Source organism: Streptomyces sp. NPDC048275 (genome assembly GCF_040652275.1).
GTDB lineage: Bacteria > Actinomycetota > Actinomycetes > Streptomycetales > Streptomycetaceae > Streptomyces.
Genome location: NZ_JBEZLR010000002.1, coordinates 136,291 through 159,592, shown reverse-complemented (window position 1 = coordinate 159,592; position 23,302 = coordinate 136,291). Strand labels below are relative to the sequence as shown.

The 23,302-nt window shown below is 70.5% G+C and carries 22 protein-coding genes; 8 read left to right on the top strand and 14 right to left on the bottom strand.

Annotated elements, in window-relative coordinates:
- Positions 1-3: 3 nt before the first annotated feature.
- The 9 genes from hpnD to AB0D57_RS02015 form a co-directional block, all read right to left on the bottom strand.
- Positions 4-954 carry a presqualene diphosphate synthase HpnD gene (hpnD, locus tag AB0D57_RS02055; protein ID WP_362065962.1) on the bottom strand — a complete coding sequence of 317 codons (951 nt, stop codon included), beginning with the start codon at positions 952-954 and terminating at the stop codon, positions 4-6.
- Entirely contained in the window at positions 951-1,853 is a 903-nt protein-coding gene (gene hpnC, locus AB0D57_RS02050; protein WP_362065960.1) for a squalene synthase HpnC, read from the bottom strand. The genes hpnD and hpnC overlap by 4 nt, the downstream gene beginning before the upstream one ends.
- Positions 1,854-2,210: 357 nt before the next feature.
- Positions 2,211-2,993, bottom strand: a complete 783-nt coding sequence (locus AB0D57_RS02045; protein WP_362065958.1) for an ABC transporter ATP-binding protein — start codon at positions 2,991-2,993, stop codon at positions 2,211-2,213.
- Positions 2,986-3,915, bottom strand: a complete 930-nt coding sequence (locus tag AB0D57_RS02040) for an ABC transporter permease (RefSeq protein WP_362065956.1) — start codon at positions 3,913-3,915, stop codon at positions 2,986-2,988. The genes AB0D57_RS02045 and AB0D57_RS02040 overlap by 8 nt, the downstream gene beginning before the upstream one ends.
- Before the next feature lie 99 nt (positions 3,916-4,014).
- On the bottom strand, positions 4,015-4,899 hold the full coding sequence (locus AB0D57_RS02035) for a glycosyltransferase (RefSeq protein WP_362065954.1): 885 nt from the start codon (positions 4,897-4,899) through the stop codon (positions 4,015-4,017).
- Positions 4,896-5,678, bottom strand: a complete 783-nt coding sequence (locus tag AB0D57_RS02030; protein ID WP_362065952.1) for a CDP-alcohol phosphatidyltransferase family protein — start codon at positions 5,676-5,678, stop codon at positions 4,896-4,898. The genes AB0D57_RS02035 and AB0D57_RS02030 overlap by 4 nt, the downstream gene beginning before the upstream one ends.
- Positions 5,656-6,717, bottom strand: coding sequence for an iron-containing alcohol dehydrogenase family protein (locus AB0D57_RS02025; protein ID WP_362065950.1), 1,062 nt, complete (start codon positions 6,715-6,717; stop codon positions 5,656-5,658). Before AB0D57_RS02025 ends, AB0D57_RS02030 begins: the two co-directional genes overlap by 23 nt.
- Positions 6,705-7,457, bottom strand: a complete 753-nt coding sequence (locus AB0D57_RS02020; protein WP_362065948.1) for a phosphocholine cytidylyltransferase family protein — start codon at positions 7,455-7,457, stop codon at positions 6,705-6,707. Before AB0D57_RS02020 ends, AB0D57_RS02025 begins: the two co-directional genes overlap by 13 nt.
- On the bottom strand, positions 7,454-9,250 hold the full coding sequence (locus AB0D57_RS02015; RefSeq protein ID WP_362066173.1) for a DUF5941 domain-containing protein: 1,797 nt from the start codon (positions 9,248-9,250) through the stop codon (positions 7,454-7,456). The genes AB0D57_RS02020 and AB0D57_RS02015 overlap by 4 nt, the downstream gene beginning before the upstream one ends.
- Before the next feature lie 319 nt (positions 9,251-9,569).
- Between AB0D57_RS02015 and galE the strand changes: the two genes are divergently transcribed.
- The 4 genes from galE to idi all read left to right on the top strand — a co-directional run bounded on the left by galE (position 9,570) and on the right by idi (position 13,658).
- A complete protein-coding gene (gene galE / locus AB0D57_RS02010; RefSeq protein WP_362065946.1) occupies positions 9,570-10,550 on the top strand; it encodes a UDP-glucose 4-epimerase GalE in 981 nt (326 codons plus the stop codon).
- 142 nt (positions 10,551-10,692) lie between these two features.
- Positions 10,693-11,631: a cation diffusion facilitator family transporter gene (locus AB0D57_RS02005; RefSeq protein WP_362065944.1), complete on the top strand. Its 939-nt coding sequence runs from the start codon at positions 10,693-10,695 to the stop codon at positions 11,629-11,631.
- Between the two features lie 255 nt (positions 11,632-11,886).
- Entirely contained in the window at positions 11,887-12,636 is a 750-nt protein-coding gene (locus AB0D57_RS02000; protein WP_362065942.1) for a class I SAM-dependent methyltransferase, read from the top strand.
- 428 nt (positions 12,637-13,064) lie between these two features.
- Positions 13,065-13,658 carry an isopentenyl-diphosphate Delta-isomerase gene (idi, locus tag AB0D57_RS01995; protein ID WP_362065940.1) on the top strand — a complete coding sequence of 198 codons (594 nt, stop codon included), beginning with the start codon at positions 13,065-13,067 and terminating at the stop codon, positions 13,656-13,658.
- Positions 13,659-13,667: 9 nt separating this feature from the next.
- Here the strand turns inward: idi and AB0D57_RS01990 are convergent, their stop codons facing one another.
- Positions 13,668-14,174 (bottom strand): ATP-binding protein, encoded by a 507-nt coding sequence (locus tag AB0D57_RS01990; protein WP_362066171.1) that lies wholly within the window; start codon positions 14,172-14,174, stop codon positions 13,668-13,670.
- A 174-nt stretch (positions 14,175-14,348) separates the two neighbouring features.
- Positions 14,349-14,966 (bottom strand): HdeD family acid-resistance protein, encoded by a 618-nt coding sequence (locus AB0D57_RS01985; RefSeq protein ID WP_362065938.1) that lies wholly within the window; start codon positions 14,964-14,966, stop codon positions 14,349-14,351.
- 66 nt (positions 14,967-15,032) lie between these two features.
- Here AB0D57_RS01985 and AB0D57_RS01980 point away from each other — a divergent pair, with 66 nt between their 5' ends.
- Positions 15,033-15,776, top strand: coding sequence for an enoyl-CoA hydratase-related protein (locus AB0D57_RS01980; RefSeq protein ID WP_362065936.1), 744 nt, complete (start codon positions 15,033-15,035; stop codon positions 15,774-15,776).
- Positions 15,777-15,896: 120 nt separating this feature from the next.
- Here AB0D57_RS01980 and AB0D57_RS01975 read toward each other — a convergent pair whose 3' ends face one another.
- Complete coding sequence (locus AB0D57_RS01975; RefSeq protein ID WP_362065934.1) at positions 15,897-16,532, bottom strand: DJ-1/PfpI family protein; 636 nt, start codon at positions 16,530-16,532, stop codon at positions 15,897-15,899.
- A gap of 28 nt (positions 16,533-16,560) precedes the next feature.
- Positions 16,561-17,514 (bottom strand): GlxA family transcriptional regulator, encoded by a 954-nt coding sequence (locus tag AB0D57_RS01970; RefSeq protein ID WP_362065932.1) that lies wholly within the window; start codon positions 17,512-17,514, stop codon positions 16,561-16,563.
- Between the two features lie 113 nt (positions 17,515-17,627).
- On the opposite strand from AB0D57_RS01970, the gene AB0D57_RS01965 reads away from it, so the two are divergent.
- From AB0D57_RS01965 to AB0D57_RS01955, 3 genes are all read left to right on the top strand, one after another.
- Positions 17,628-18,494, top strand: coding sequence for a hypothetical protein (locus AB0D57_RS01965; RefSeq protein WP_362065930.1), 867 nt, complete (start codon positions 17,628-17,630; stop codon positions 18,492-18,494).
- A gap of 88 nt (positions 18,495-18,582) precedes the next feature.
- Positions 18,583-20,982, top strand: a complete 2,400-nt coding sequence (locus AB0D57_RS01960; RefSeq protein ID WP_362065928.1) for a Tex family protein — start codon at positions 18,583-18,585, stop codon at positions 20,980-20,982.
- Between the two features lie 79 nt (positions 20,983-21,061).
- Positions 21,062-21,631 (top strand): putative glycolipid-binding domain-containing protein, encoded by a 570-nt coding sequence (locus tag AB0D57_RS01955; RefSeq protein ID WP_362065926.1) that lies wholly within the window; start codon positions 21,062-21,064, stop codon positions 21,629-21,631.
- A gap of 1 nt (position 21,632) precedes the next feature.
- Here AB0D57_RS01955 and AB0D57_RS01950 read toward each other — a convergent pair whose 3' ends face one another.
- Entirely contained in the window at positions 21,633-23,273 is a 1,641-nt protein-coding gene (locus AB0D57_RS01950) for an ABC-F family ATP-binding cassette domain-containing protein (RefSeq protein WP_362065924.1), read from the bottom strand.
- Between the last annotated feature and the right edge of the window lie 29 nt (positions 23,274-23,302).

Below are 23,302 nucleotides of genomic sequence, written 5' to 3'. Positions count from 1 at the left end.
CCATCAGGTGCGCCTCCTGACAGTACGGCGGGACACATGCCGGGCGTCCAGGCCGGACAGCCCGCGCACGGCGACGTACGCCTTCTCGCGGCCCGGCAGCGAGACACGACCGCGCAGCACGGCTTCCGGCTCGCGCTCGATGCGGTCGAGGAGCCGCCGATAGATGCCGGCCATGGCCGCGACACAGGCGCCACTGCGCCGGTCCAGCATGGGCAGCAGCCGGTAGCCCTCCGCGAAAAGAGTGCGGGCCCGTCGCACTTCGAAGTGCACGAGACCCGCGAAGTCGGAGCCCTCCGGTGGCTTCGGCCCGTTGAACCCGGCCGAGCAGCCGAATTTCGCAAGGTCGTCGGCGGGCAGATAGGTGCGCCCGCCCACGGCGTCCTCACGGACGTCCCGAAGAATGTTGGTGAGTTGCAGCGCGAGCCCGAGCGTGTCGGCATACTCCGGCGCGCGCTCGGCGCCGCGCGCCCCTGGCTCCGTGCCGAACACACCGAGCGAGAGCCGCCCGATCGCCCCGGCCACACACCGGCAGTAGACCTTCAGGTCGTCCCAGGTCTCGTACGTCTCACCGCGTACGTCCATCAGCACGCCGTCGATGAGTTCGTCGAGACCGCCCAGTGGCACCGGGAAGTACTCGGCGGTATGGCTGAGGGCGACCGCGACCGGGTCGGTGTCGTCCTCGTCGACGGCGCCCGCGCGCACCCGGGCGAGCAGCGCCCGGGTGTCCTCGAGACGGGCCGCCTTCACGTCCGGTGCCAGCGCGCCGTCGCCGATGTCGTCGACACGCCGCGAGAACGCGTAGAGCGCCGACATCGCGCGACGCTTGGGCGTCGGCAGAAGTCTGATGCCGTACGCGAAATTTCGGGCCTGCTGACCGGTCACTGCCTCGCAGTAGCTGTAAGCGGCGAGTACCGGTGCGGACACGTGTTGTTCCGACTCCACGGTCCGGATCACCCCTCTCCTCGCAGAGTCACTCCCACCTCGCGCAGCAACTGGAGCTTGCCGGGCTTGGGCGGGCCGGGAAGTACGTCATATTCGGCGGCGGCAATCGCACGGATTGCCGCCCTTCCCCCCGCAACGAACCCCGCGAGCAGCAGCTTCAGCCTGCCGTGGACGCTACCCACGAGGGGGGTGCCTTCATTCAGGAGGTGCAGAGCGCGTTCTGCTTCGTATGCAACCAGTGCGCGCACCGATGCGCCTGCCGTGGCCGTGGCGAGATCCGCCTCTTGGACATGAAAGCGCTTCATGTCCACGGCGGGCAGGTAGACGCGGTCGCGGCCGAGGTCCTCGGCGACGTCCTGGAGGTGCTCGACGATCTGCAGCGCGGTACACACCGCGTCGGAGCGGCGCACCCGCTCGGGCGTCGAGGTTCCGGTGACGGAGAGGACGAGGCGGCCGACGGGGTTGGCCGACAGCTCGCAGTACGCCAGGAGGCCGTCGTAGGTCTCGTACCGCTTCACGAGCTGGTCCTGGCGGTTGGCCGCGATCAGGCCCAGGAAGGGTTCGGGGGTGAGGTCCGCGCGGCGGACCGTGGGCTGCAGGCGGCGCAGCAGCGGGTGGTGCGGCGTCGAGTCGAACACGCGGTGCAGGTCGGCCTCGAAGGCGTCGAGGAGAACGAGACGATCCTCGGCCTCCTCGGGCGACACGCCGAGCAGGCGGGCATCCGCGCCACCCGGGGCGAGGTCCCCGTCACCGATGTCGTCGACGAGGCGGGCGAAGCCATACACGGCCATCAGGTCGTCGCGCCAAGCCTTGGGCACGAAAAACGGCGCCACGGGGAAGTTCTCGTCCGCAGCCTTGTCGAGGGTGTCGCGCTCAGGATCTCCGGTGCGCGCCGTCCCGGCATCGGTCACCGCTCGCCGCCCCGCGCGAGGACGGCACACGCATCGCGGAGCTGGAGAGATTCCGTAGCCATTGCCGTCACATCTCCCGTTCTACACTGCTGACCCAATACTGCCCATTTCGGACACGCCGCCCGGAGGTCCACGCAGCGCGCGGTGCCGGGTGTCGCGCATTATCGCCCTACTTGCCGCGAATCAGCACTCGTACAGCTTACGTTGTACAACCCGTCCCGCTCCGTCGGGGTATCCGGCAGATCACAACAACACACCGATTGGTGTCAAGATTCCTAAGGGCGGCCGGAGTTGACGTTTCCTTTGCAGACGCAGGGCCCCGCCGAACCGTTCCGGCGGGGCCCTGGGCAGTATGGGCTACTTGCCCGTGAACTTCTCGTACTCCTTGAGGACCTCTTCGGTCGGGCCGTCCATGCGCAGCTCACCGCGCTCCAGCCAGAGCACGCGGTCGCAGGTGTCGCGGATCGACTTGTTGTTGTGGCTGACCAGAAACACCGTGCCCGCGTGCTTGCGCAGCTCCCGGATGCGAGCCTCGGACCGCTTCTGGAAGGAGCGGTCGCCGGTCGCCAGGGCCTCGTCGATCATCAGGACGTCGTGGTCCTTGGCGGCCGCGATGGAGAAGCGGAGCCGGGCCGCCATGCCGGACGAGTAGGTGCGCATCGGGAGGGTGATGAAGTCGCCCTTCTCGTTGATGCCGGAGAAGTCGACGATCTCCTGGTAGCGCTCCTTGATCTGCTCGCGGGACATGCCCATCGCGAGCCCGCCCAATATGACGTTCCGCTCGCCCGTCAGGTCGTTCATCAGGGCCGCGTTCACGCCGAGGAGCGAGGGCTGGCCGTCGGTGTAGACCTTGCCCTTCTCCGCGGGCAGCAGTCCGGCGATGGCGCGCAGCAGGGTGGACTTGCCGGAGCCGTTCGAACCGATCAGCCCGACGGCCTCGCCGCGGTAGGCGACGAAGGAGACGCCCTTGACCGCGTGCACCTTACGGACGCCGCGCTCTGCCTCGCCGGAGCCCCGCTTGACGATGCGGCTGAGGGCGGCGGTGGCACTGCCCTTTCCGGTCTTGGCGCCGTTGACGCGGTAGACGATGTGCAGCTCGTCCGCGATGACGGTGGGGACGTGAGACGCCTGCTCAGCCACGGCCGTACCTCTCTTCAGCCTTCCAGAAGTACACGAAACCGCCGACGGCGACGGCCACGGCCCAGAAGAGGGCGATGGCCCACACGTGAGGCGGCAGGTTCGAGGAGTCGTAGCCGTCGATGAGGGCGAAGCGCATGAGGTCCATGTAGACCGCGGCCGGGTTCAGCTGCAGGACGGTGGCGATCCACTCCGGGCGGTCGGCGAGCATGGTCTTGATGGAGAACATGACGCCGGACGCGTACATCCAGGTGCGCAGGAGGAACGGCATCAGCTGGGCCAGGTCCGGCGTCTTGGCGCCCATCCGGGCCACGATCAGCGCGAGGCCCATGTTGAAGAGGAACTGCAGCGCGAGCGTCGGGAGGATCAGCAGCCAGGACAGGCCGGGGTAGCTGCCGAAGGCCATCACCACGGCGAACATCACGATCATCGAGAACAACAGCTGCTGGAGCTGCTGGAGCGCGAACGAGATGGGCAGCGAGGCTCGCGGGAAGTGCAGCGCGCGCACCAGCCCCAGGTTGCCGGAGATCGCGCGGACGCCGGCCATCATCGAGCTCTGCGTGAAGGTGAAGACGAAGACGCCGGTCACCAGGAAGGGAATGTAGACCTCCTGCGGCATGCCCCGACTGGCCTTGAGGATCAGACCGAAGATCAGGTAGTACACGGCCGCGTTCAGCAGCGGCGTCACCACCTGCCACAGCTGGCCCAGCTTGGCCTGGCTGTACTGGGCGGTGAGTCTCGCCTGCGAGAAGGCGAGGATGAAGTGCCGCCGCCCCCACAGCTGCCGAACGTACTCGCCGATTCCGGGCCGGGCACCGCTCACCGCGAGCCCGTACTTCGCGGCCAGCTCGCCCGCGGAGAGCCCTTCGTCGGACGACGGACGGTCGCTCACCGCGACTCGTCCGTCATGCGTTGTCTCACTCACAAATGGAAACTTTCGTCTTCGAAAAGCGCACGGCCTGGCCGGGCAGGGGCAGGAGACACGGACCGCGGGACGGCCCACGTGCTCACAGGAACGAGCTTGTCAGATGACGGGAGGTCGGCCCAGTCGGGTCAGCCGCCACACCGTACGCCACCTCATGGGGCGCCGGGGTCCGCACGAACTCGTCCAGCCCTCCTTGAAACCGCCGAACCAGGCTTTCAGGGCCGGCCGCGAGGGGCGGCGGAGCAGCGTCAGGAGCATCCAGACGCCAAGGTAGACCGGGACCAGGGGCGCGGGCAGGTTTCGGCGCGCGAGCCAGACACGGTTGCGGGCCACCATGCGGTGGTAGACCGCGTGCCGCGAGGGCGCGGTGGTGGGGTGGTACAGCACCATGTCGGACCGGTAGTCGATCATCCAGCCCGCGTCGAGGGCCCGCCACGCCAGGTCGGTCTCCTCGTGGGCGTAGAAGAATTCGTCCGGGAGACCGCCGACCTCGGCCAGGACCTTCGTACGCACCGCGTTGGCGCCGCCGAGGAAGGTGGTGACGCGTGAGGAGCGCATCGGGTCGGCGGCACGCAGCCGCGGTACGTGACGGCGCTGGGTCTCACCCGTCTCGGGGTCGGCTATGCGGAAGCTGATGATGCCGAGCTCGGGGGCGGCCTCGAAGGCCTTGCGGCACAGCTCGGCCGTGTCGAGAGTGGCCAGGAGGCCGTCGTCGTCCAGGAAGAGAAGGATGTCGACGTCGGTGCCGCCGGGGCCGAAGGCCTCGATGCCGACGTTGCGGCCGCCGGGTATGCCGAGGTTCTCGGGCAGCTCGACCGTGCGCACGCCCGCGGGGACGTCCGGAACGGGCGAGCCGTTGCCGACCACGACCACCTCGACCCGGTCGCCGTCCTGCTTGGCTATGGAGTCCAGCAGGGCCCGGAGTTCCGCGGGGCGGTTGCCCATCGTGATGATGACCGCGCCGACCTTCATCGGGGCGCTCACCGCAGCCTGCTCGAGGCGAGGATGGACACGAGGTGCAGCAGGGTCTGCAGGATGGCGATGCCGGCCAGGACCGCGATGCCGAGGCGGGTCCAGAAGAGGTCGCCGCCGATCATGTCGAGGATCGCCACGAAGAGGATGAAGAGGCTGGCCTCGACGCCGCCGACCAACCGGTGGAACTTCAGGGCCGCCGCGGCCTTGCGGGCCAGGGCGAGCCCGGAGGTGCGCGGCGTGGCCGCCTCGTCCTTGGCCGCGGGCAGGCCGCTGCGGGCCCGCGCCACGTCGACCAGGTCCGTCTCGGCCTTGATCAGGATCGCGCCGAGCGCGGCCAGGGTGCCGAGGAAGGCCCACAGCCACTCCGGGCTCTCGGAGCCGTCGAACAGGTCGGCGCCGCGCAGGCCGAAGCCCACGAGAAGGGCCGCCTCGGACAGGTAGTGGCCGATGCGGTCCAGATAGACGCCGGTGATCGAGGTCTGTCCCCGCCAGCGCGCGAGCTCGCCGTCGACGCAGTCGAGCAGCAGGTAGAGCTGGATGAGTACGGCGCCCAGGAGCGCCCCGGCGAGCCCGGGCACGAGGAGTGCCGCGCCCGCCAGGATGCCCGCGACGACCATCAGGTACGTGAGCTGGTTGGGCGTGATCCTGGTGTTCACCAGGTAGCGGTCGCAGCGCAGCGAGATCTCTCGCATGTACAGGCGTCCCGCCCAGTGCTCACCGCTGCGCCGGTCCTTCACCCCTGCAGGGTGAACGACGGGGCGGAGTTCAGCTACCGATGGCCTTGGCATAGTCGGAGTAGATGTCCTTGATCTGGTGGGTTTTCAGGTCGAGGTGTTCGAGGATCGTGTAGCGGCCGGGCCGGGTCTGTGGAGCGAACTCCACCACCTGGATGAACTCGTCCACCGTAAAGCCGATCTCCTCCGGCAGCACGGGCAGTCCGTGGCGGTGCAGTACCTCGGCCATGTACGCCGACTCCTCGTGCGCCCCCCGCAGATACATCGCGAAGGCCGCGCCCAGCCCGCACTGCTCACCGTGACTCGCCGCGCGCTTGGGGAACAGGAGGTCGAAGGCGTGGTTGATCTCGTGGCAGGCGCCCGACGAGGGCCGCGAGTCGCCCGACACCGACATGGCGATACCGCTGAGGACCAGTGCCTCGGCGAGCACCTGGAGGAAGTCGTTGTCCCCGATGCCGCCCGGGTGCCGCAGCACGGCCTCACCGGCCTGGCGTGCCATCGCGGCGGCGAGGCCGTCGATCTTCTCGCCGTTGACGCGGTTGGCCAGTTCCCAGTCCGCGATCGCGGAGACGTTCGACACGGCGTCACCGATACCGGCGCGCACGAACCGCGCCGGAGCCTCACGGATCACATCGAGGTCGATGACGACCGCGATGGGATTCGGCACACCGTACGAGCCGCGGCCCGCGTCGTTGTCCAGGGTCGCTACGGGCGAGCACAGGCCGTCGTGGGCGAGGTTCGTGGGCACAGCGACCAGCGGAAGGCCGACGCGCGCCGCGGCGAACTTCGCACAGTCGATGATCTTGCCACCGCCCAGACCCACGACCGCGTCGTAGTGCCCGGCCTTCATGGCACCGGCCAGCTCGATCGCGTCGTCGAGGGTGCCGCCGCCGACCTCGTACCAGGTGGCGCCGGGCAGGGCCGGGGCGATCCGCTCGCGCAGCCTGGCGCCGGAGCCGTTGCTCACCGCGACGGCCAGCTTCCCCGAGTGTGAGATCCGCTGGTCGGACAGCACACTCGCCAGATCGTCCAGAGCCCCCGGACGGATGTCGACGACGACCGGCGAGGGGATGAGCCTCGTCAGTACTGGCACGCGATCTCCCGTCCCTTGGCGAGATCGTCGTGGTTGTCGATCTCGACCCACTTGAGGTCGCCGATCGGTGCCACGTCGATCCGGAAGCCGCGATTGACGAGCTCCTGGTAGCCGTGCTCGTAGAACTGCTGCGGGTCGGTCTCCCACACCGTCTTCAGGGCGTCGGCCAGGTCGGCGGCGGCGTCGCCCTCGATGAGGGTGACGCCGATGTACTCACCGGTGGCCTCGGACGGCTCCATGAGCTTGGTGATCTTCCGGACGCCCTTGTCGGGGTCCACGACGACCTTCATCTCCTCGTCGGCGAGCTTCTTCACCGTGTCGAGGGCAAGGATGATCTTCTTGCCGTCACCGCGGGCGGCCAGCAGCGTCTTCTCGACGGAGACCGGGTGCACGGTGTCGCCGTTGGCGAGGATCACACCGTCCTTGAGGGCGTCACGTCCGCACCACAGGGAGTAGGCGTTGTTCCACTCCTCGGCCTTGTCGTTGTCGATGAGGGTGATCTTGAGGCCGTACTTCGCCTCGAGGGCCGCGCGGCGCTCGTAGACGGCTTCCTTGCGGTAGCCGACGATGATGCCGACCTCGCTCAGACCGATCTCGGCGAAGTTGCCGAGTGTCAGGTCGAGAACCGTGATGCTGTCCTCTATGCCCGCAGGGCCAACCGGCACAAGAGCCTTGGGGAGGCTGTCGGTGTAGGGACGCAGACGCCGTCCGGCGCCGGCCGCCAGCACAAGGCCGATCATGCGGGTTCTCCTTCATCGTGTACGGCGGGCGCCCCGGAGGACACCCAGAAGCGGATGCTCTCGACGAGCACCAGCAGCGCCACGGCCACGGCCAGCGCCGTGAGCCCGACCTTGAACTGTGCGCCGGTGAGCAGCGCGGCCAGGACGGTGACCAACAGCGTCCTGCCCTCGTGCCCGCCGATCGCTCGCACCAGCCAGTGCGGGGGCGCGCCGGCGTTGCCGCGGATGCGGTACACCGTGTCGTAGTGATGGTAGGCGACGGCGGCCACCAGGCCGAAAGCTGCGGGAAGCGCTCCGTTCACCTCCGCGTTGGCGGCCAGTACCAGAACGGTGAGGTATTCGGCCGCCCTGAAGAACGGCGGGACCAGCCAGTCGAGGGCTCCCTTGAGGGGCCGCGCGAGTGCCACGGGCGACAGGAGTACGTAGATCACGGCGCCCAGGACGGGCCACCAGCTGCCGTACGGGGCGAGCGCCGCGCCGAGCACCACGAGAGCTCCGGCCAGGAAGGCGACGTACGCCGGTCCGGGGCTCGCGACGCCGCGCATGAGGCGGGTCAACAGCTCGGCGAGCGGGCCGGAGTCGGTGAGGTCGGCCAGTGCCCGGGCGGCACGGTCGGTGCGCCGCGCCTTGCGCGTCAGCGAGCGCAGGACACGCCCCGCCGTGGTGTACGTCGCGGCGAACGCGCAGCCGATGAGCAGCGCGTAGAAGGTGATGCGGGGGGTGGTCAGCGCCGTGAGCACGGCGATCATCGCCCAGCGCTCGCCGATGGGCAGGACTATCATCCGGCGCACCCAGACCGTCCAGCCGACGCTGTCGAGCTTGTCCGAGAGGGCGGCGGTGGGGCTGGTGTTGGCGGAAGCGTCGTGGTTCGCCTCGTTGAAGGAGAAGTCGACGATGTGGCGGCAGGTCTGCAGGATCATCGCGCCGAGGGCGAGCGCCCAGACGTCGTCGCCGCCGCGGGCCGCCCCGAGGGCGAGGCCCGCGTAGTAGGCGTACTCCTTGGCCCGGTCGAAGGTCGCGTCGAGCCAGGCGCCGAGGGTGGAGTACTGCAGGGAGTAGCGGGCGAGCTGTCCGTCCGTGCAGTCCAGGACGAAGGAGAACAGGAGCAGCAGACCGGCCGCGACGAACCCGGCGCGGGTGCCGGTGGCGGCGCAGCCCGCGGCGATCAGCGCGACGAGGAGCGAGGCGGTGGTGACCTGGTTCGGGGTCAGGCCGCGACGGGCGCACCAGCGGGCGATGTAGCGCGAGTAGGGGCTGATGCAGTACGTGGTGAAGAAGCCGTCGCGGGCCTTCACGGCGCTGCGCAGTCGGACGGCCTCGTCGTCAACGGCCGCGACGGCCTGCCGGGCCTCGTTGCGCTCCTGCGGGTCGGTGGGGACGACGGCGACGAGCGTGCCGAGTTCGGGGCGGTGCACGGCGACGCCGTCCGCGTCGAGGTCCGCGGTGATGCGCTCGGCGAGGTTCTCGGTGGCGACGGCGAGGCCGCCGGAGGCGGAGCTCTGGCGGGCCACGGCGCGGGTCAGCGCCCGACGGGCCTCGGGCTGCACCGATACGGCGCCGGGCAGCGCGGAGGCCGGGAACCGGGGGTCCGTGAGGCCGAGGCGCAGGGCGTGCGGGTGGCCCACGAAGCGGGCGTCGACGACGGCGACGCGCCGGCCGGCCGGTACGGCGGCCAGGAGCGTCTCGACGTCACCGGCCTCGGCGGCGAGCCGCACGTCGAAGCCGAGCGACTGCAGATCGCTCTCGAGCGACGATCCGGGGACCGGCTGACCGGTGAGGATGGCGGTCGACAGCGAACTCACTCCCTGAGTGCCGGCGCGGCCTCGCGCCGGGCATGTGCGTGGTGGGATGGCCCTGCGCCGAGGGTGGCCGGGCAGCATGTCGGCAGAGGCTATCGGATGATGAGAATCCGGCGTTCACCGCCCGTTCACGGCCCGATCAGCCAGGTCTGCGTAGCCACCTCCGCCACGATCATCATCAGGGATCCGGGGCTCGTGCCACAAACCGCGCCCCCAGACCGGTTCATTCACGGCATCGCGGACGGAACCGCGCGCTCCGGTCTGCAGCGGGACAGGGCGGGCGCGGCGCAGAACCGACATAGGGTGGGCGTCCATGACTTGGTTGATCACCGGCGGAGCCGGATACATCGGGGCACACGTGGCGCGGGCGATGGACGAGGCCGGGGAGCGCGTCGTCGCCCTCGACAACCTGTCGGCCGGGGTGGCGAACCGGCTCCCGGAGACCATTCCACTGGTGCAGGGCTCGTCGCTGGACGGGGATCTGCTCAAGCGCGTACTCGCGGAGCACGCGGTGACGGGCGTGGTGCATCTCGCCGCACGCAAGCAGGTCGGTGAGTCCGTGGCCCAGCCGACGCGCTACTACCAGGAGAACGTGGGCGGTCTGGCGACGCTCCTGGAGGCGGCCGCCGGGGCGGGCGTCAAGCGGTTCCTGTTCTCCTCGTCCGCGGCCGTCTACGGCAATCCGGACGTCGACCTCATCACGGAGGACACCCCCTGCGCCCCGATGAGCCCGTACGGCGAGACGAAGCTCGCCGGGGAGTGGCTGGTGCGCGCCGCCGGCCGGGCGCACGGCATCGCGACGGTGTGTCTGCGCTACTTCAACGTGGCGGGCGCGGCCGCACCGGAGCTGGCCGACACCGGTGTGTTCAACGTCATCCCGATGGTTTTCGACCGCCTCACCCGCGGCGAGGCCCCGCGGATCTTCGGGGACGACTATCCGACGCCGGACGGCACCTGCGTCCGTGACTACATCCACGTCGCCGACCTCGCCGAGGCACACCTCGCGGCGGCCCGGCGGCTGGCCGGCGGCGCGACGGGCGACCTGACCGTGAACATCGGCCGCGGCGAGGGCGTCTCGGTACGGGAACTCCTCACGCTCATCGCGGAGGTCAGCGGCGACAGCCGCCGTCCGGTCGTCGAGCCGCGCCGCCCCGGTGACGCCCCGCGCGCGGTCGCCTCGGCCGCGCTGGCCTCCGAGGAGCTCGGTTGGAGTGCGCGGCGTGAGGTGCGCGAGATGGTCGAGTCGGCCTGGCAGGGGTGGCTGCTGCACCGGCCCCCGACTCATGATCAGTGATCGCGCCCTTGCTCAGACCTTCTGACCTGCGGATCATTTCCGCAGGTCAGAGCATATGACAACGGTGTTCAGTACCGCGTTGCCCGATACCCCCCACCCGTAGTTCACTGTGATCCCGGGCAGAGCACAGGAGGCGGCTTCCATGGGGGCTGGACACGATCACGGGCACGCGCACGGCGCGCCCACCACCGGCACGGCGACAGCCGCGTACCGCGGAAGACTGCGCGTCGCGCTGTCGATCACGCTCACCGTGATGGTGGTCGAGATCGTGGGCGGTGTCCTCGCCGATTCGCTCGCGCTCGTCGCGGACGCGGCGCACATGGCGACGGACGCGGTGGGCCTCGGCATGGCGCTGCTCGCGATCCACTTCGCGGGCCGCCCGCCCAGTGGAAGGCGCACGTTCGGCTATGCGCGGGCCGAGATCCTCGCCGCACTCGCGAACTGTCTGCTCCTGCTCGGTGTCGGCGGCTACGTCCTGTACGAGGCGATCAACCGTTTCGTGACGCCCGCCGACACCGAGGGCGGCCTGACCATCGTGTTCGGCATGATCGGCCTGGTCGCGAACACGATCTCGCTCACGCTGCTGATGCGCGGCCAGAAGGACAGCCTGAATGTGCGCGGCGCCTTCCTGGAGGTGGTGGCGGACGCGCTGGGCTCGGTGGCGGTCATCATCTCCGCGCTGGTGATCATGAGCACCGGCTGGCAGGCCGCCGACCCGATCGCCTCGATCCTCATCAGCCTCATGATCGTCCCGCGCACCTGGAAGCTGCTCCACGAGACGCTCGACGTGCTGCTGGAGGCGGCTCCCAAGAACGTCGACATGGCGGAGGTGCGCGCCCACATCGTGGCGCTGCCCGGCGTCGAGGACGTCCACGACCTGCACGCCTGGACCATCACCTCCGGCATGCCGGTCCTCTCCGCCCACGTGGTCGTCAGCTCCGACGTCCTGAACGCCATAGGTCACGAGAAAATGCTCCACGAGCTCCAGGGCTGTCTGGGTGACCACTTCGACGTGGAGCACTGCACCTTCCAGCTGGAGCCGAGCGGGCACGCGGAGCACGAGGCGAAGCTCTGCCATTGATGCCCAATAAATGGCAGAGCTTCGCCTTTCCATGCGAGTTTTAATGCGAGGCGGCGCCTTCACGTCCGGTGCTAGCGTGACCCCGGTCCGAGGAACGTGACCCCGGTCCGAGGAAGAGGTGGGTTGATGACTGTCCCGCAGGCCGCCGCCATGTGCGGCGACGACAGGTGCGTCCCCATCCTCCGGGTCCACGGCTGACCCACGCCGAGCAGTGTGTGCGGCGGCCCGGGCCCCCGCTTCCGAAGGTTTCTCACGTTGTCCGACCATGACGCCTCCCACGAGGCTTTCTTCGCCCTGCACCACGAACTGCCACGGCAGGGCCCCGGTTCCGACGCCACGACGCGTCATCTGCTGTCCCTCGCGGGCCCGCTGCCCGCGCGTCCTCGCGTGCTCGATCTGGGCTGCGGGCCCGGTCGGTCGGCGCTGCTGCTGGCCGCCGAGGCCGCGGCCGAGGTCACGGCCGTCGATCTGCACGAACCGTTCCTCGACGAACTGCGGACGGCCGCCGAGGAACGCGGCCTCACCGCGTCGATCCACACCGTCAACGGGGACATGGGCGAACTCCTCCACCCGGACGGTTCGTTCGACCTGATCTGGGCCGAGAGCTCGGCCTACCTGATCGGCTTCGACACCGCACTGCGCTCCTGGCGCCGCCTGCTCGCCCCCGGCGGCACGCTGGTGCTCACCGACTGCGTGTGGACCACCGACACGCCGTCCGCCCAGGCCATCGCCTTCTGGGAGGGGCTGCTGCGCACCACCGAGGAGAACACCCGGGCCGCACTCGACGCCGGGTACTCCGTACTCGGCGTGTATCCCCAGCCGGAGTCCGACTGGGACGAGTACTACGAGCCGCTCGCCGCCCACGCGGACGCGGCCGACGTCACGCGTCCCGGCATGGCCGAGGCCGTCGCGGGCGCCCGGGCGGAGATCGCGATGCGCCGCGAGCACGGGAGGGAGTACGGCTACGCGGGCTACGTCCTGCGTCCGGTCCGCGCCGACGGCTGAGGCGTCCCGGCCGAAGGCCACTCCCGGCGCCGTACGTCCACGGCACGGGAGTGGTCGTCGTACGCGCGGTGCCGAAGGCGGCATGCGCGCGGGCGGCGCGCCTGGTCCTCGTACTCGGACGCCCCGGCTCGTCCCCGTACTCGGACGCCCCGTACTACCCGAGGCTCGGTCTCCCGCCCGCTTCGGTGTACGGCATCCGGCCCGGATGCGGAGGGCCGGCCGAACACCTGACGCCCCCGTCCTGGACGGTTCCTCGTCCGTGGCACCGGGCACGATCAGGTATCCGGCCGCCGGCGGCAGCTGACGTACGTCGTCCGCGTGTTCCGCCCCGGGAGCCCGGGGCGGGACATGCGGGGAGCAGCGAAGTGCCGGGAGTGCCGGTTTCGTACGGCAGACTTGGGGCTCGAAGACCGATGCGAAGGATGGGTATGCCGATCACACCTGCCACCGCGACGCACAGTTCGTCGAACGGCACCGCTGAAGCGATCTTGCTCGAGCTGGTCGACGAGGACGGCAATACGATCGGCACGGCGGAGAAGCTCGCCGCCCATCAGGCGCCGGGGCAGCTGCACCGGGCGTTCTCCGTGTTCCTCTTCGACGAGCGCGGCCGGATGCTGCTCCAGCAGCGCGCCCTGGGCAAGTACCACTCCCCCGGGGTCTGGTCCAACACCTGCTGCGGTCACCCCTACCCCGGCGAGGCGCCGTTCGCGGCGGCCGCCCGGCGCACGCACGAGGAGCTCGGGGTCTCCCCGTCGCTGCTCGCCGAGGCGGGCACGGTCCGCTACAACCATCCGGACCCGGAGTCGGGCCTGGTGGAGCAGGAGTACAACCACCTCTTCGTCGGGATGGTGCAGGCACCGCTGCGCCCCGACCCGGCGGAGGTCGGGGCGACAGCCTTCGCGACCGCCGCCGAGCTGGCGGAGCGGCACGCGAAGGACACCTTCTCGGCGTGGTTCATGACCGTCCTGGACGCGGCCCGTCCGGCGATCAGGGAGCTGACCGGGCCGTCCGCGGGCTGGTAGCCCGTCCCGCTACACGACACTCGGACTGAGCGGCAGGGCGGCCCAGATCACCTTGCCCCCGCTCGCCGTGTGCTCGACGTCGCACACCCCGCCCGACTCCCTGGTGACCTCCCGCACCAGGAGCAGACCGCGGCCGCCGGTCTGGCCGTGGTCGGCCTCCAGGGCCGTCGGACGGTAGGGGTGGTTGTCCTCCACCGAGATCCGCACCCACTCGGCGCCGACGGCGACCTCCACGGCGAGCATCGGCGACAGGAGTGCCGCGTGCCGGACGGCGTTCGTGACCAGTTCGGAAACGATCAGCAGCAGCCCTTGGACAAGGTCGTCCGAGACCGGCACACCCTGGCGCCACAGCAGGTCACGAACGGCGTGTCGCGCCTGCGGAACCGAGGCGTCGACAGCGGGGGCGGTGAACCGCCACACCCCCTCGTACGGCAGCGGACCCGGTGCTCTCCGGTCGGGAGGCCCGTCCCCGCCGCCTTCGGGACGGGAGTCGAACCCCCGCCCGTGGTTCTCCATCGTCCGGTCGCCACCCTTGCGCTCGATTGTCACCACACGTCGAGTGTTGGTAACGCGCTGGTTCGGACCTGATGCCTGAACAGAAGTAAGCGGGTATCGACGGATTCTGATCGTCTGCGCCTGGCAGGGTTGACTGTGCGACTGGTACCGCCGCTGTTGTGTCCGCTTCGCGAACTATTCGGGTTGTACGGGTTTGCCCACGGGCTCGCCTGATTCGTTCTCCGAGACCAGACTGACGATGCGCCGACCGCCGAAGCCCGCGGCGATCAGGCCCAGTCCGTCGAAGAGCAGGGCGAGTGAGAAGAAGCAGCCGATGACGTACTTGCTGCTGCTCGGCCAGGAAGCCAGCACCAGGATGCCGAGGAGCAGGCCGAACGCGCCCTGCAGGAGCGTCCAGCCGACTTGTGGGCCACGCACCACCAGGCTGCCGACCAGCCGGAACACCCCGCCGGTCAGGAACAGCAGGGCGGCGAACATCGTGAGCGCCTCGGCCGCGGCGTCCGGTTGCCGGATGACGACCACGCCCGCCGCGATGTTCAGGGCGGCTACCACCACGCCGAGCCAGAAGTAGTTGGTGCCGCGCGCCTGGATCGCGTGCAGCAGTCCGACCGCGCCACCGATCAGGAGCAGCCAGCCGAACAGGATCATCGAGGTCAGCGTGGCGACCCCGGTGTAGACGAGCCCGACAAGTCCCGCGATCACAAGGATCACGCCGAGCGCCGCGAGCCACCCAAAACTGCGGGTGAGCCGGGCGGTTTCGCCCTTCGGCCCGGCCACCTTGGACTTGGCCATCAGCGCCTCCTCGCGCCTGTTCCCTCCTTGATCGTACGTTCGACGGGTACGGATAGCATCCGGCATATGGAGCCGCAGCTGCTGCACAGTGTGGGCGACGGGGTCGCCACCGTCGTCATCCACCACCCGGCCAAACGCAACGCCATGACGGCCGACATGTGGCGGGCGCTGCCACCCCTGCTCGACGGGCTGGCCGCCGACCCCGCCGTGCGCGCGCTCGTGCTCACCGGCGAGGGCGGCACGTTCTGCGCGGGGGCCGACATCTCGACGCTGCGGGGCTCCCCGGAGGAGGCACAGAGTCTCGCCGTGCTCGCCGAGGAGGCGCTGGCCGCGTTCCCCAAGCCGACGCTGGCCGCGATCCGCGGGTACTGCGTGGGCGGCGGGTCCCAGCTCGCGGCGGCCTGTGATCTGCGGTTCGCGCAGGAGGAGTCGCTGTTCGGGGTGACTCCGGCGAAGCTGGGGATCGTCTATCCGGCGTCCTCCACCCGGCGGTTGGTCTCGCTGGTGGGTCCGGGTGCGGCCAAGTATCTGCTGTTCTCGGGCGAGTTGATCGACGCGGAGCGGGCGTTGCGCACGGGTCTGGTGGACGAGGTACTGCCCGAGGGGGAACTCGGCAAGCGGGTCGGGGACTTCACGCGCGTGCTGGCCGCGCGGTCGCTGCTGACGCAGGCGGCCGCCAAGGAGTTCACGAACGGGCGGACGGACCGGGACGTGTACTGGGCTCAGCAGGCGCTGGGCAGCGGCGACACCGCGGAGGGCGTCGCCGCGTTCCTGGAGCGCAGGCAGCCGCGTTTCACCTGGACCACGTGAGGGGGAAGCGACTGCTCACCCGGACCACCTGAGGCGGAAGCGGCTGCTCACTCGGACTACGTGAGGCTGAAGCGGCTGCTCACCCGGACTACGTGAGGCTGAAGCGGCTGCTCACCCGGACTACGTGAGGCTGAAGCGGCTGCTCGTGCGGAACTCCTCGACGAGGTGCGCGGGCGCCTTTGCGGGGGATCCGGCGTCGTAGGGCGGCTGCGGGTCGTACTCGGTCAGCAGCTGGACGGCCTGGGCGTGCTCGTCGCCGGCGATCCTGCCGAGGAGGGTGAGCCCCATGTCGATGCCGGAGGAGACGCCGGCCGCGGTGACGTACTTGCCGTCGAACACGACCCGCTCCGGCGTCGGCTCGGCGCCGAACTGCTTGAGGAGGTCAAGGGCAAGCCAGTGGGAGGTGGCCCGGCGGCCGTCGAGGAGCCCCGCGGCGGCGAGCAGCAGGGAGCCGGTGCACACCGAGGTCGTCCAGACGCTGGTGCTGTCGGTGCCGCGCAGCCAGTCCAGGAGGACCTCGTTGTCCATCTGCTGGAACTGGCCCGGGCCGCCCGGGACGACCACGATGTCCGGGTGCGCCACCTCGGCCAGGGTCTTGTCGGCGGTCAGCGCCAGATTGCCGGTGTCGGCGCGGACGGGGCCGGTGCGCTCGGCGACGAAGACGGTGTCCGCGTCGGGCAGGCGGCCGAGGACCTCGTACGGTCCCACGGCGTCCAGGGCGGTGAAGCGGTCGTAGAGGACGATGGCGATCTGCATCGGGGTCCTTTCAACGGGTGAGGACAGGTCAACGGGTGGGGGCGGGACGGAAGCGGCGCCGGTACTCCGCGGGCGCCGAGCCGAGCGCCTTCACAAAGGCGCGGCGCATCGCCTCGGGTGTGCCGTAGCCGCACGCGCGGGAGATCTCCTCGACACCGTCGGCGGTGTCCTCCAGCAGACGCCGGGCGTGTTCGAGGCGGACCCGGTCGACGTAGCGGCCCGGTGTCATGCCTGTCTCGTCCTGGAAGGCGCGGGCGAAGTGCCGGGGTGAGAGCCGGGCGCGGGCGGCGAGCGACTCGACGGACAGGTCGTCGCCGGGGTGTTCGGTGATCCACTGCTGGACGTGGCGGAGCGGTTCGCGCTGTGCCGTCTGCGCGGTCAGCTGGGCGCTGAACTGGGACTGGTTGCCCGGGCGCCGGAGGAAGACGACCAGGTGGCGGGCGACGGTGAGCGCGGCCTCGCGGCCCAGGTCCTCCTCGACGAGCGCGAGGGCGAGGTCGATCCCCGAGGTGACTCCGGCGGAGGTGGACACCTGGCCGTCGCGCACGTAGATGGGGTCGGGGTCGACCTCGACGGCCGGATGGTCGCGGGCGAGTTTGTCGCAGTAAGCCCAGTGGGTCGTCGCGCGGCGGCCGTCCAGGAGACCCGCTTCGGCGAGCAGGATGGCACCGGTGCAGACGGAGACCAGGCGCTCGGCGCGCGGGCCGTGCGCACGCAGCCAGTCGGTCAGACAGGGGTCGGGGTGCCGGGTGCCTCGGCCGCCCGGGACGAGCAGGGTGTGCGGGGTGGGCGCGTCGGCGAGGGCGAGGTCCGGGACGACGGTGAGACCGCTGGAGGCGCGCACCGGCGCGCCGTCCAGGGAGGCGGTGCGCACGCGGTACGAGCCGCCACGGTAGGTCTCGGCACCCACGAAGACCTCCACGGGGCCGGTGACGTCGAGGCTCTGCACGTCGTCGAAGAGAACGACGAGGACGGTTCGCATGTTCTCGATTCTTGGCCGTCGGCGCCACGGCCGCAATGACGAATACCCCTCTTTTCCTGCCATGACGCGCCCTGCCATTCCTCCCGTACCGACTAGTCGGTAACGTGCTGGGCATGACCACTCCTCTGCCGGAGCGCGCCGCGCGGCGCTGCCACAACGTCCTCAATCCGCTGCACTCGACGCACTACTTCTCGCCTGACCTGGGGCGGGAGCTGGCCGCGGTCGGGATCGAGGACGAGCGGGGCGCGTACTTCGCCGTGCGGGCGGCGGCCATGGGGCCGGTGGGTCCGGGCACGGTGACGGCGACGTTCTACAACTTCCGCCACGAGCTGGTGGCGAAGCACCTGCCCGACGTGTGGCGGGCGGCCTCGCCCCAGACCGTGCTCGCGGCACGCGCGCGTGCCGTCGACGCGACGCTGCGGCGGTTGCTCGGCGAGGATGTCGTCGCATCCAAGGAGGTGGCCGAGGCGGCGGAGCTCGCCCTGCGGGCCACCGAGGCCTGCGGCAGGACCGCGCGCCCGTTGTACGCCGCGCACGCGGACCTGCCCGTGCCCGACGCGCCGCATCTCGCGCTCTGGCACGCCGCCACGCTGCTGCGCGAGCACCGGGGCGACGGTCATCTCGCGGTGCTGCTCGATGCGGAACTCGACCCGGTCGAGGCACTGGTGAGCCACACCGCGACCGGCAAGGGCATGGCCCCGAAGTGGGCGGTGGGCACGCGCGGCTGGTCCCGCACGGACTGGGACGCGGCGATCGGGCGGCTGCGCGAGCGCGGACTGCTCGACGCTCAGGGCGAGTTGACGGAGGCGGGCGTGACCCTGCGCAGGGAGATCGAGGCGAGCACGGACCGGCTGGACCGCGCTCCGTACGAGCATCTGGGGGCCGCGGGCGTGGCACGCCTCACCGAGCTGGCGCTGGGTGTGCTGACGGCGGCACTCGCGGCCGGCGCATTCCCCGAGGGCATGATCGGCAAAGGCTGACAGCGCCGATCGGCGCCCTGATCCCCCATTGTCGGTGCCACCTGCCACAATTGCCGCGCAACCTCAGTGGAGAAGGCGGTACGGGATCGTGACGACACCCCTCGTAGGGTCCATCGAAGGCAGGATCGCCGAGGAGCTCGGCGTACGGGAGCGGCAGGTCAAGGCCGCCGTCGACTTGCTCGACGGCGGTTCGACGGTGCCCTTCATCGCCCGCTACCGCAAGGAAGCGACCGAGATGCTCGACGATGCGCAGCTGCGCACACTCGAGGAGCGGCTGCGCTATCTGCGGGAGCTGGAGGAGCGGCGCACGGCGATCCTCGAATCGGTGCGCGAGCAGGGCAAGCTCACCGAGGAGATCGAGGCGCAGATCCGGGGCGCCGAGACCAAGGCGCGCCTCGAGGACATCTATCTGCCGTTCAAACCGAAGCGGCGCACGAAGGCGCAGATCGCGCGGGAGGCAGGCCTGGAGCCGCTGGCAGACGGGCTGCTCGGCGACCCGTCGGTCGACCCGCTCGCCGCGGCGGCGGCCTTCGTGGACGCCGACAAGGGCGTCGCCGATCCGCAGGCCGCGCTCGACGGCGCCCGGTCCATCCTCACCGAGCGGTTCTCGGAGGACGCCGACCTGATCGGCGAGCTGCGTGAGCGCATGTGGGTGCGCGGCCGGCTGGCCGCCAAGGTGCGGGACGGCAAGGAGGAGGCGGGCGCCAAGTTCGCCGACTACTTCGACTTCGCCGAGCCCTTCAAGGAGCTGCCCTCGCACCGCACCCTCGCCCTGCTGCGCGGCGAGAAGGAGGAGATCCTCGACCTCGTTCTGGAGCCCGAGGAGCCTTCCGAGCAGCCCGGACCGTCCTCGTACGAGGGGATCGTCGCCCACCGCTTCCAGATCGCCGACCGCGGCCGCCCGGCCGACAAGTGGCTCACGGACACGGTTCGTTGGGCCTGGCGGACCCGCATCCTCGTGCACCTCGGCATCGACCTGCGGCTGCGGCTGCGGACGGCCGCCGAGGACGAGGCGGTCAACGTCTTCGCGGCGAACCTGCGGGACCTGCTGCTCGCCGCCCCGGCGGGCACACGCGCGACGCTGGGCCTGGACCCCGGTTTCCGTACGGGCGTGAAGGTCGCCGTCGTCGACGCGACCGGCAAGGTCGTCGCGACGGACGTCATCTACCCGCACGTCCCGGCCAACAAGTGGGACGAAGCCATCGCCAAGCTCGCCCGGCTCGCCAAGGAGCACGCGGTCGAGCTGATCGCGATCGGCAACGGCACGGCGTCCCGCGAGACGGACAAGCTCGCCGGTGAGCTCATCACCAAGCACCCGGAGCTGACGCTCACCAAGGTGATGGTCTCCGAGGCGGGGGCGTCGGTGTACTCGGCGTCGGCATTCGCCTCGCAGGAGCTGCCCGACATGGACGTGTCACTGCGCGGCGCCGTGTCCATCGCGCGCCGGCTCCAGGACCCCCTCGCCGAGCTGGTGAAGATCGACCCGAAGTCCATCGGTGTCGGTCAGTACCAGCACGACCTGTCCGAGGTGAAGCTCTCCCGGTCGCTGGACGCGGTGGTCGAGGACTGTGTGAACGGCGTGGGCGTGGACGTGAACACGGCCTCCGCGCCGCTGCTCTCCCGCGTCTCCGGGATCACCTCCGGCCTCGCCGAGAACATCGTGTCCCACCGCGACGCGAACGGCCCCTTCCGGTCCCGTAAGGCCCTCAAGGACGTGGCCCGGCTCGGCCCGAAGGCGTACGAGCAGTGCGCGGGCTTCCTGCGGATCCGGGACGGGCAGGACCCGCTGGACGCGTCCAGCGTGCACCCGGAGGCATATCCCGTGGTGCGGCGGATGGTGAAGACGGCGGGCAGCGAGGTCGCTTCCCTGATCGGCAACACCGGTGTGCTGCGCTCGCTCAGGCCGACCGACTTCGTGGACGAGACGTTCGGTCTGCCGACCGTCACGGACATCCTGAAGGAGCTGGAGAAGCCGGGTCGCGACCCGCGGCCCGCCTTCAAGACGGCCACCTTCAAGGAGGGCGTCGAGAAGATCTCCGACCTGGCCTCCGGGATGGTGCTCGAAGGGGTCGTCACGAATGTGGCCGCCTTCGGGGCCTTCGTGGACGTCGGCGTCCACCAGGACGGTCTGGTGCACGTCTCGGCGATGTCGAAGACGTTCGTGAAGGACCCGCGGGACGTGGTGAAGCCGGGCGACATCGTCAAGGTGAAGGTGCTCGACATCGACATTCCGCGCAAGCGGATCTCGCTGACGCTGCGGCTGGACGACGAGGCGGCGCCGGCGGATCAGCAGGGTGGGGGTGGGCGCCCGCAGCGTGGCGGCCGTCCGCCGCAGCAGCGGCAGCAGCAGCCGCGGCAGGCGCGTGGCGGTGCGGGGGCCTCCGGCGGCGGGGCTCGGCAGGCTGCGGCGCCGCCGCCCGCCAACAGTGCGATGGCTGACGCGTTGCGGCGTGCGGGGCTTGTCGACCCGAAGAAGGGCAGGCGTTAGGCAGTGGGGACGCGCGGGTAGTGCGTGGCTGGGCGCGCAGTTCCCCGCGCCCCTTACAGGGCGCTTCTAAAGTGGCCCCATGGTCACTTCGCGTGTCATCACCTGGGTAGTCACCGAGAGCAAGGGGTACGAGACCTCTTGGATCACGTCCGGCGCCGGCGCACTGTCGGCGCGCGGACGTGCGGTCGGGACCACTCCGGAGCCGTACTGGATCTCGTACGAACTCGACACCGCCGACGGCTTCGTGACCCGTCGGCTGCGTGTGACGGCCGAGACGGCCGCGGGCACGCGCGTCCTCGATCTGCGGCACGACGGGGAGGGCCACTGGACCGCCGACGGGGAATGGCTGCCCGACCTCGGCGGAGCCCTCGACTGCGACCTGGGCCTGTGCCCGCTCACGAACACCATGCCGGTGCTGCGCCATGGACTCCACCTCGGCCCGGGCGAGCGGGAGTTCCTGATGGCCTGGGTGTCGGTGCCGGAGCTGACGGTGCGGGCGTCCCAGCAGACGTACACGCATCTCGGGCGGCACGCCGACGGCGGGCGTGTCCGCTTCGCCTCCGGCGACTACCGCAGTGACCTGGAGCTCGACGCGGACGGGTACGTCGTCGACTACCCCACGATGGCGCGGCGGCTGGCCACCGCGTAGGTCAGCGTTCCGTGACCTTGCCCGCCGCCACCTCCAGGCGGCGGGTGGTGCGGACGGCGTCCAGCATGCGGCGGTCGTGGGTGACGAGCAGCAGCGTGCCCTCGTACGAGTCGAGCGCCGACTCCAGCTGTTCGATCGCCGGGAGGTCGAGGTGGTTGGTCGGCTCGTCGAGGACGAGGAGGTTGACGCCGCGGCCCTGGAGCAGTGCCAGCGCGGAGCGGGTGCGCTCCCCCGGTGAGAGCGTCGCCGCCGGGCGCAGGACGTGCTCCGACTTGAGGCCGAACTTGGCCAGCAGGGTGCGGACCTCGACCGGCTCGGTGTCGGGGACGGCCGCGCAGAACGCGTCGAGCAGGGCTTCGGAGCCGTGGAAGAGCTTGCGGGCCTGGTCGACCTCGCCGACGACCACGCCGGGGCCGAGGGCCGCGTGGCCGGCGTCCAGCGGGACGCGGCCGAGCAGGGCGCCCAGCAGGGTCGACTTACCGGCGCCGTTGGCGCCCGTGACGGCGACCCGGTCCGCCCAGTCGATCTGGAGCGTCGCGGGACCGAAGGTGAACTCGCCGCGCCGCACCTCGGCGTCCCGCAGGGTGGCGACGACCGCGCCGGAGCGCGGTGCCGCCGCGATCTCCATACGCAGCTCCCACTCCTTGCGCGGCTCGTCCACGACATCGAGCCGTTCGATCATGCGCTGGGTCTGCCGGGCCTTCGCGGCCTGCTTCTCGCTGGCCTCGCTGCGGAACTTGCGGCCGATCTTGTCGTTGTCGTTGCTCGCCTTGCGCCGGGCGTTCTTCACGCCCTTGTCCATCCAGGAGCGCTGCATCTGGGCGCGGCCTTCGAGCGCGGACCTCTTGTCGGCGTACTCCTCGAAGTCCTCGCGGGCGTGCCGGCGCGCGGTGTCGCGCTCCTCCAGGTACGCCTCGTATCCGCCGCCGTACAGCGTGATCTGCTGCTGTGCGAGGTCGAGTTCGAGCACCTTGGTGACCGTGCGGGTCAAAAACTCGCGGTCGTGGCTGACGACGACGGTGCCCGCGCGCAGGCCGGACACAAAGCGTTCGAGTCGCTCCAGGCCGTCCAGGTCGAGGTCGTTGGTGGGTTCGTCGAGCAGGAAGACGTCGTAGCGGGAAAGGAGGAGGGAGGCGAGGCCCGCGCGGGCCGCCTGGCCACCTGAGAGGGAGGTCATCGGCTGGTCGAGGTCGACACCGAGCCCGAGGGAGTCGGCAACCTCCTCGGCGCGCTCGTCGAGGTCCGCGCCGCCGAGGTCGAGCCAGCGCTCCAGGCTCGTCGAGTACGCGTCATCCGCGCCCGGCGCCCCGTCGACCAGCGCCTGCGTCGCCTCGTCCATCGCCCGCTGGGCCTCGGCCACACCCGTACGCCGCGCCAGGAACTCCCGTACGCTCTCGCCCTCCCGCCGCTCCGGCTCCTGCGGCAGATGCCCGACGGTCGCGGACGGCGGGGACAGGCGCAGCTCCCCCTGCTCCGGTGTGAGCAGCCCGGCGAGCAGCCGCAGCAGCGTGGATTTGCCGGCGCCGTTGGCACCGACGAGTCCGATCACGTCGCCGGGCGCGACCACGAGGTCGAGCCCGGCGAAGAGCGAGCGGTCGCCGTGTCCGGCGGCGAGATTCTTGGCGACGAGAGTGGCAGTCATCAGAAGGCCGATCCTAACGGCCCGGCCGC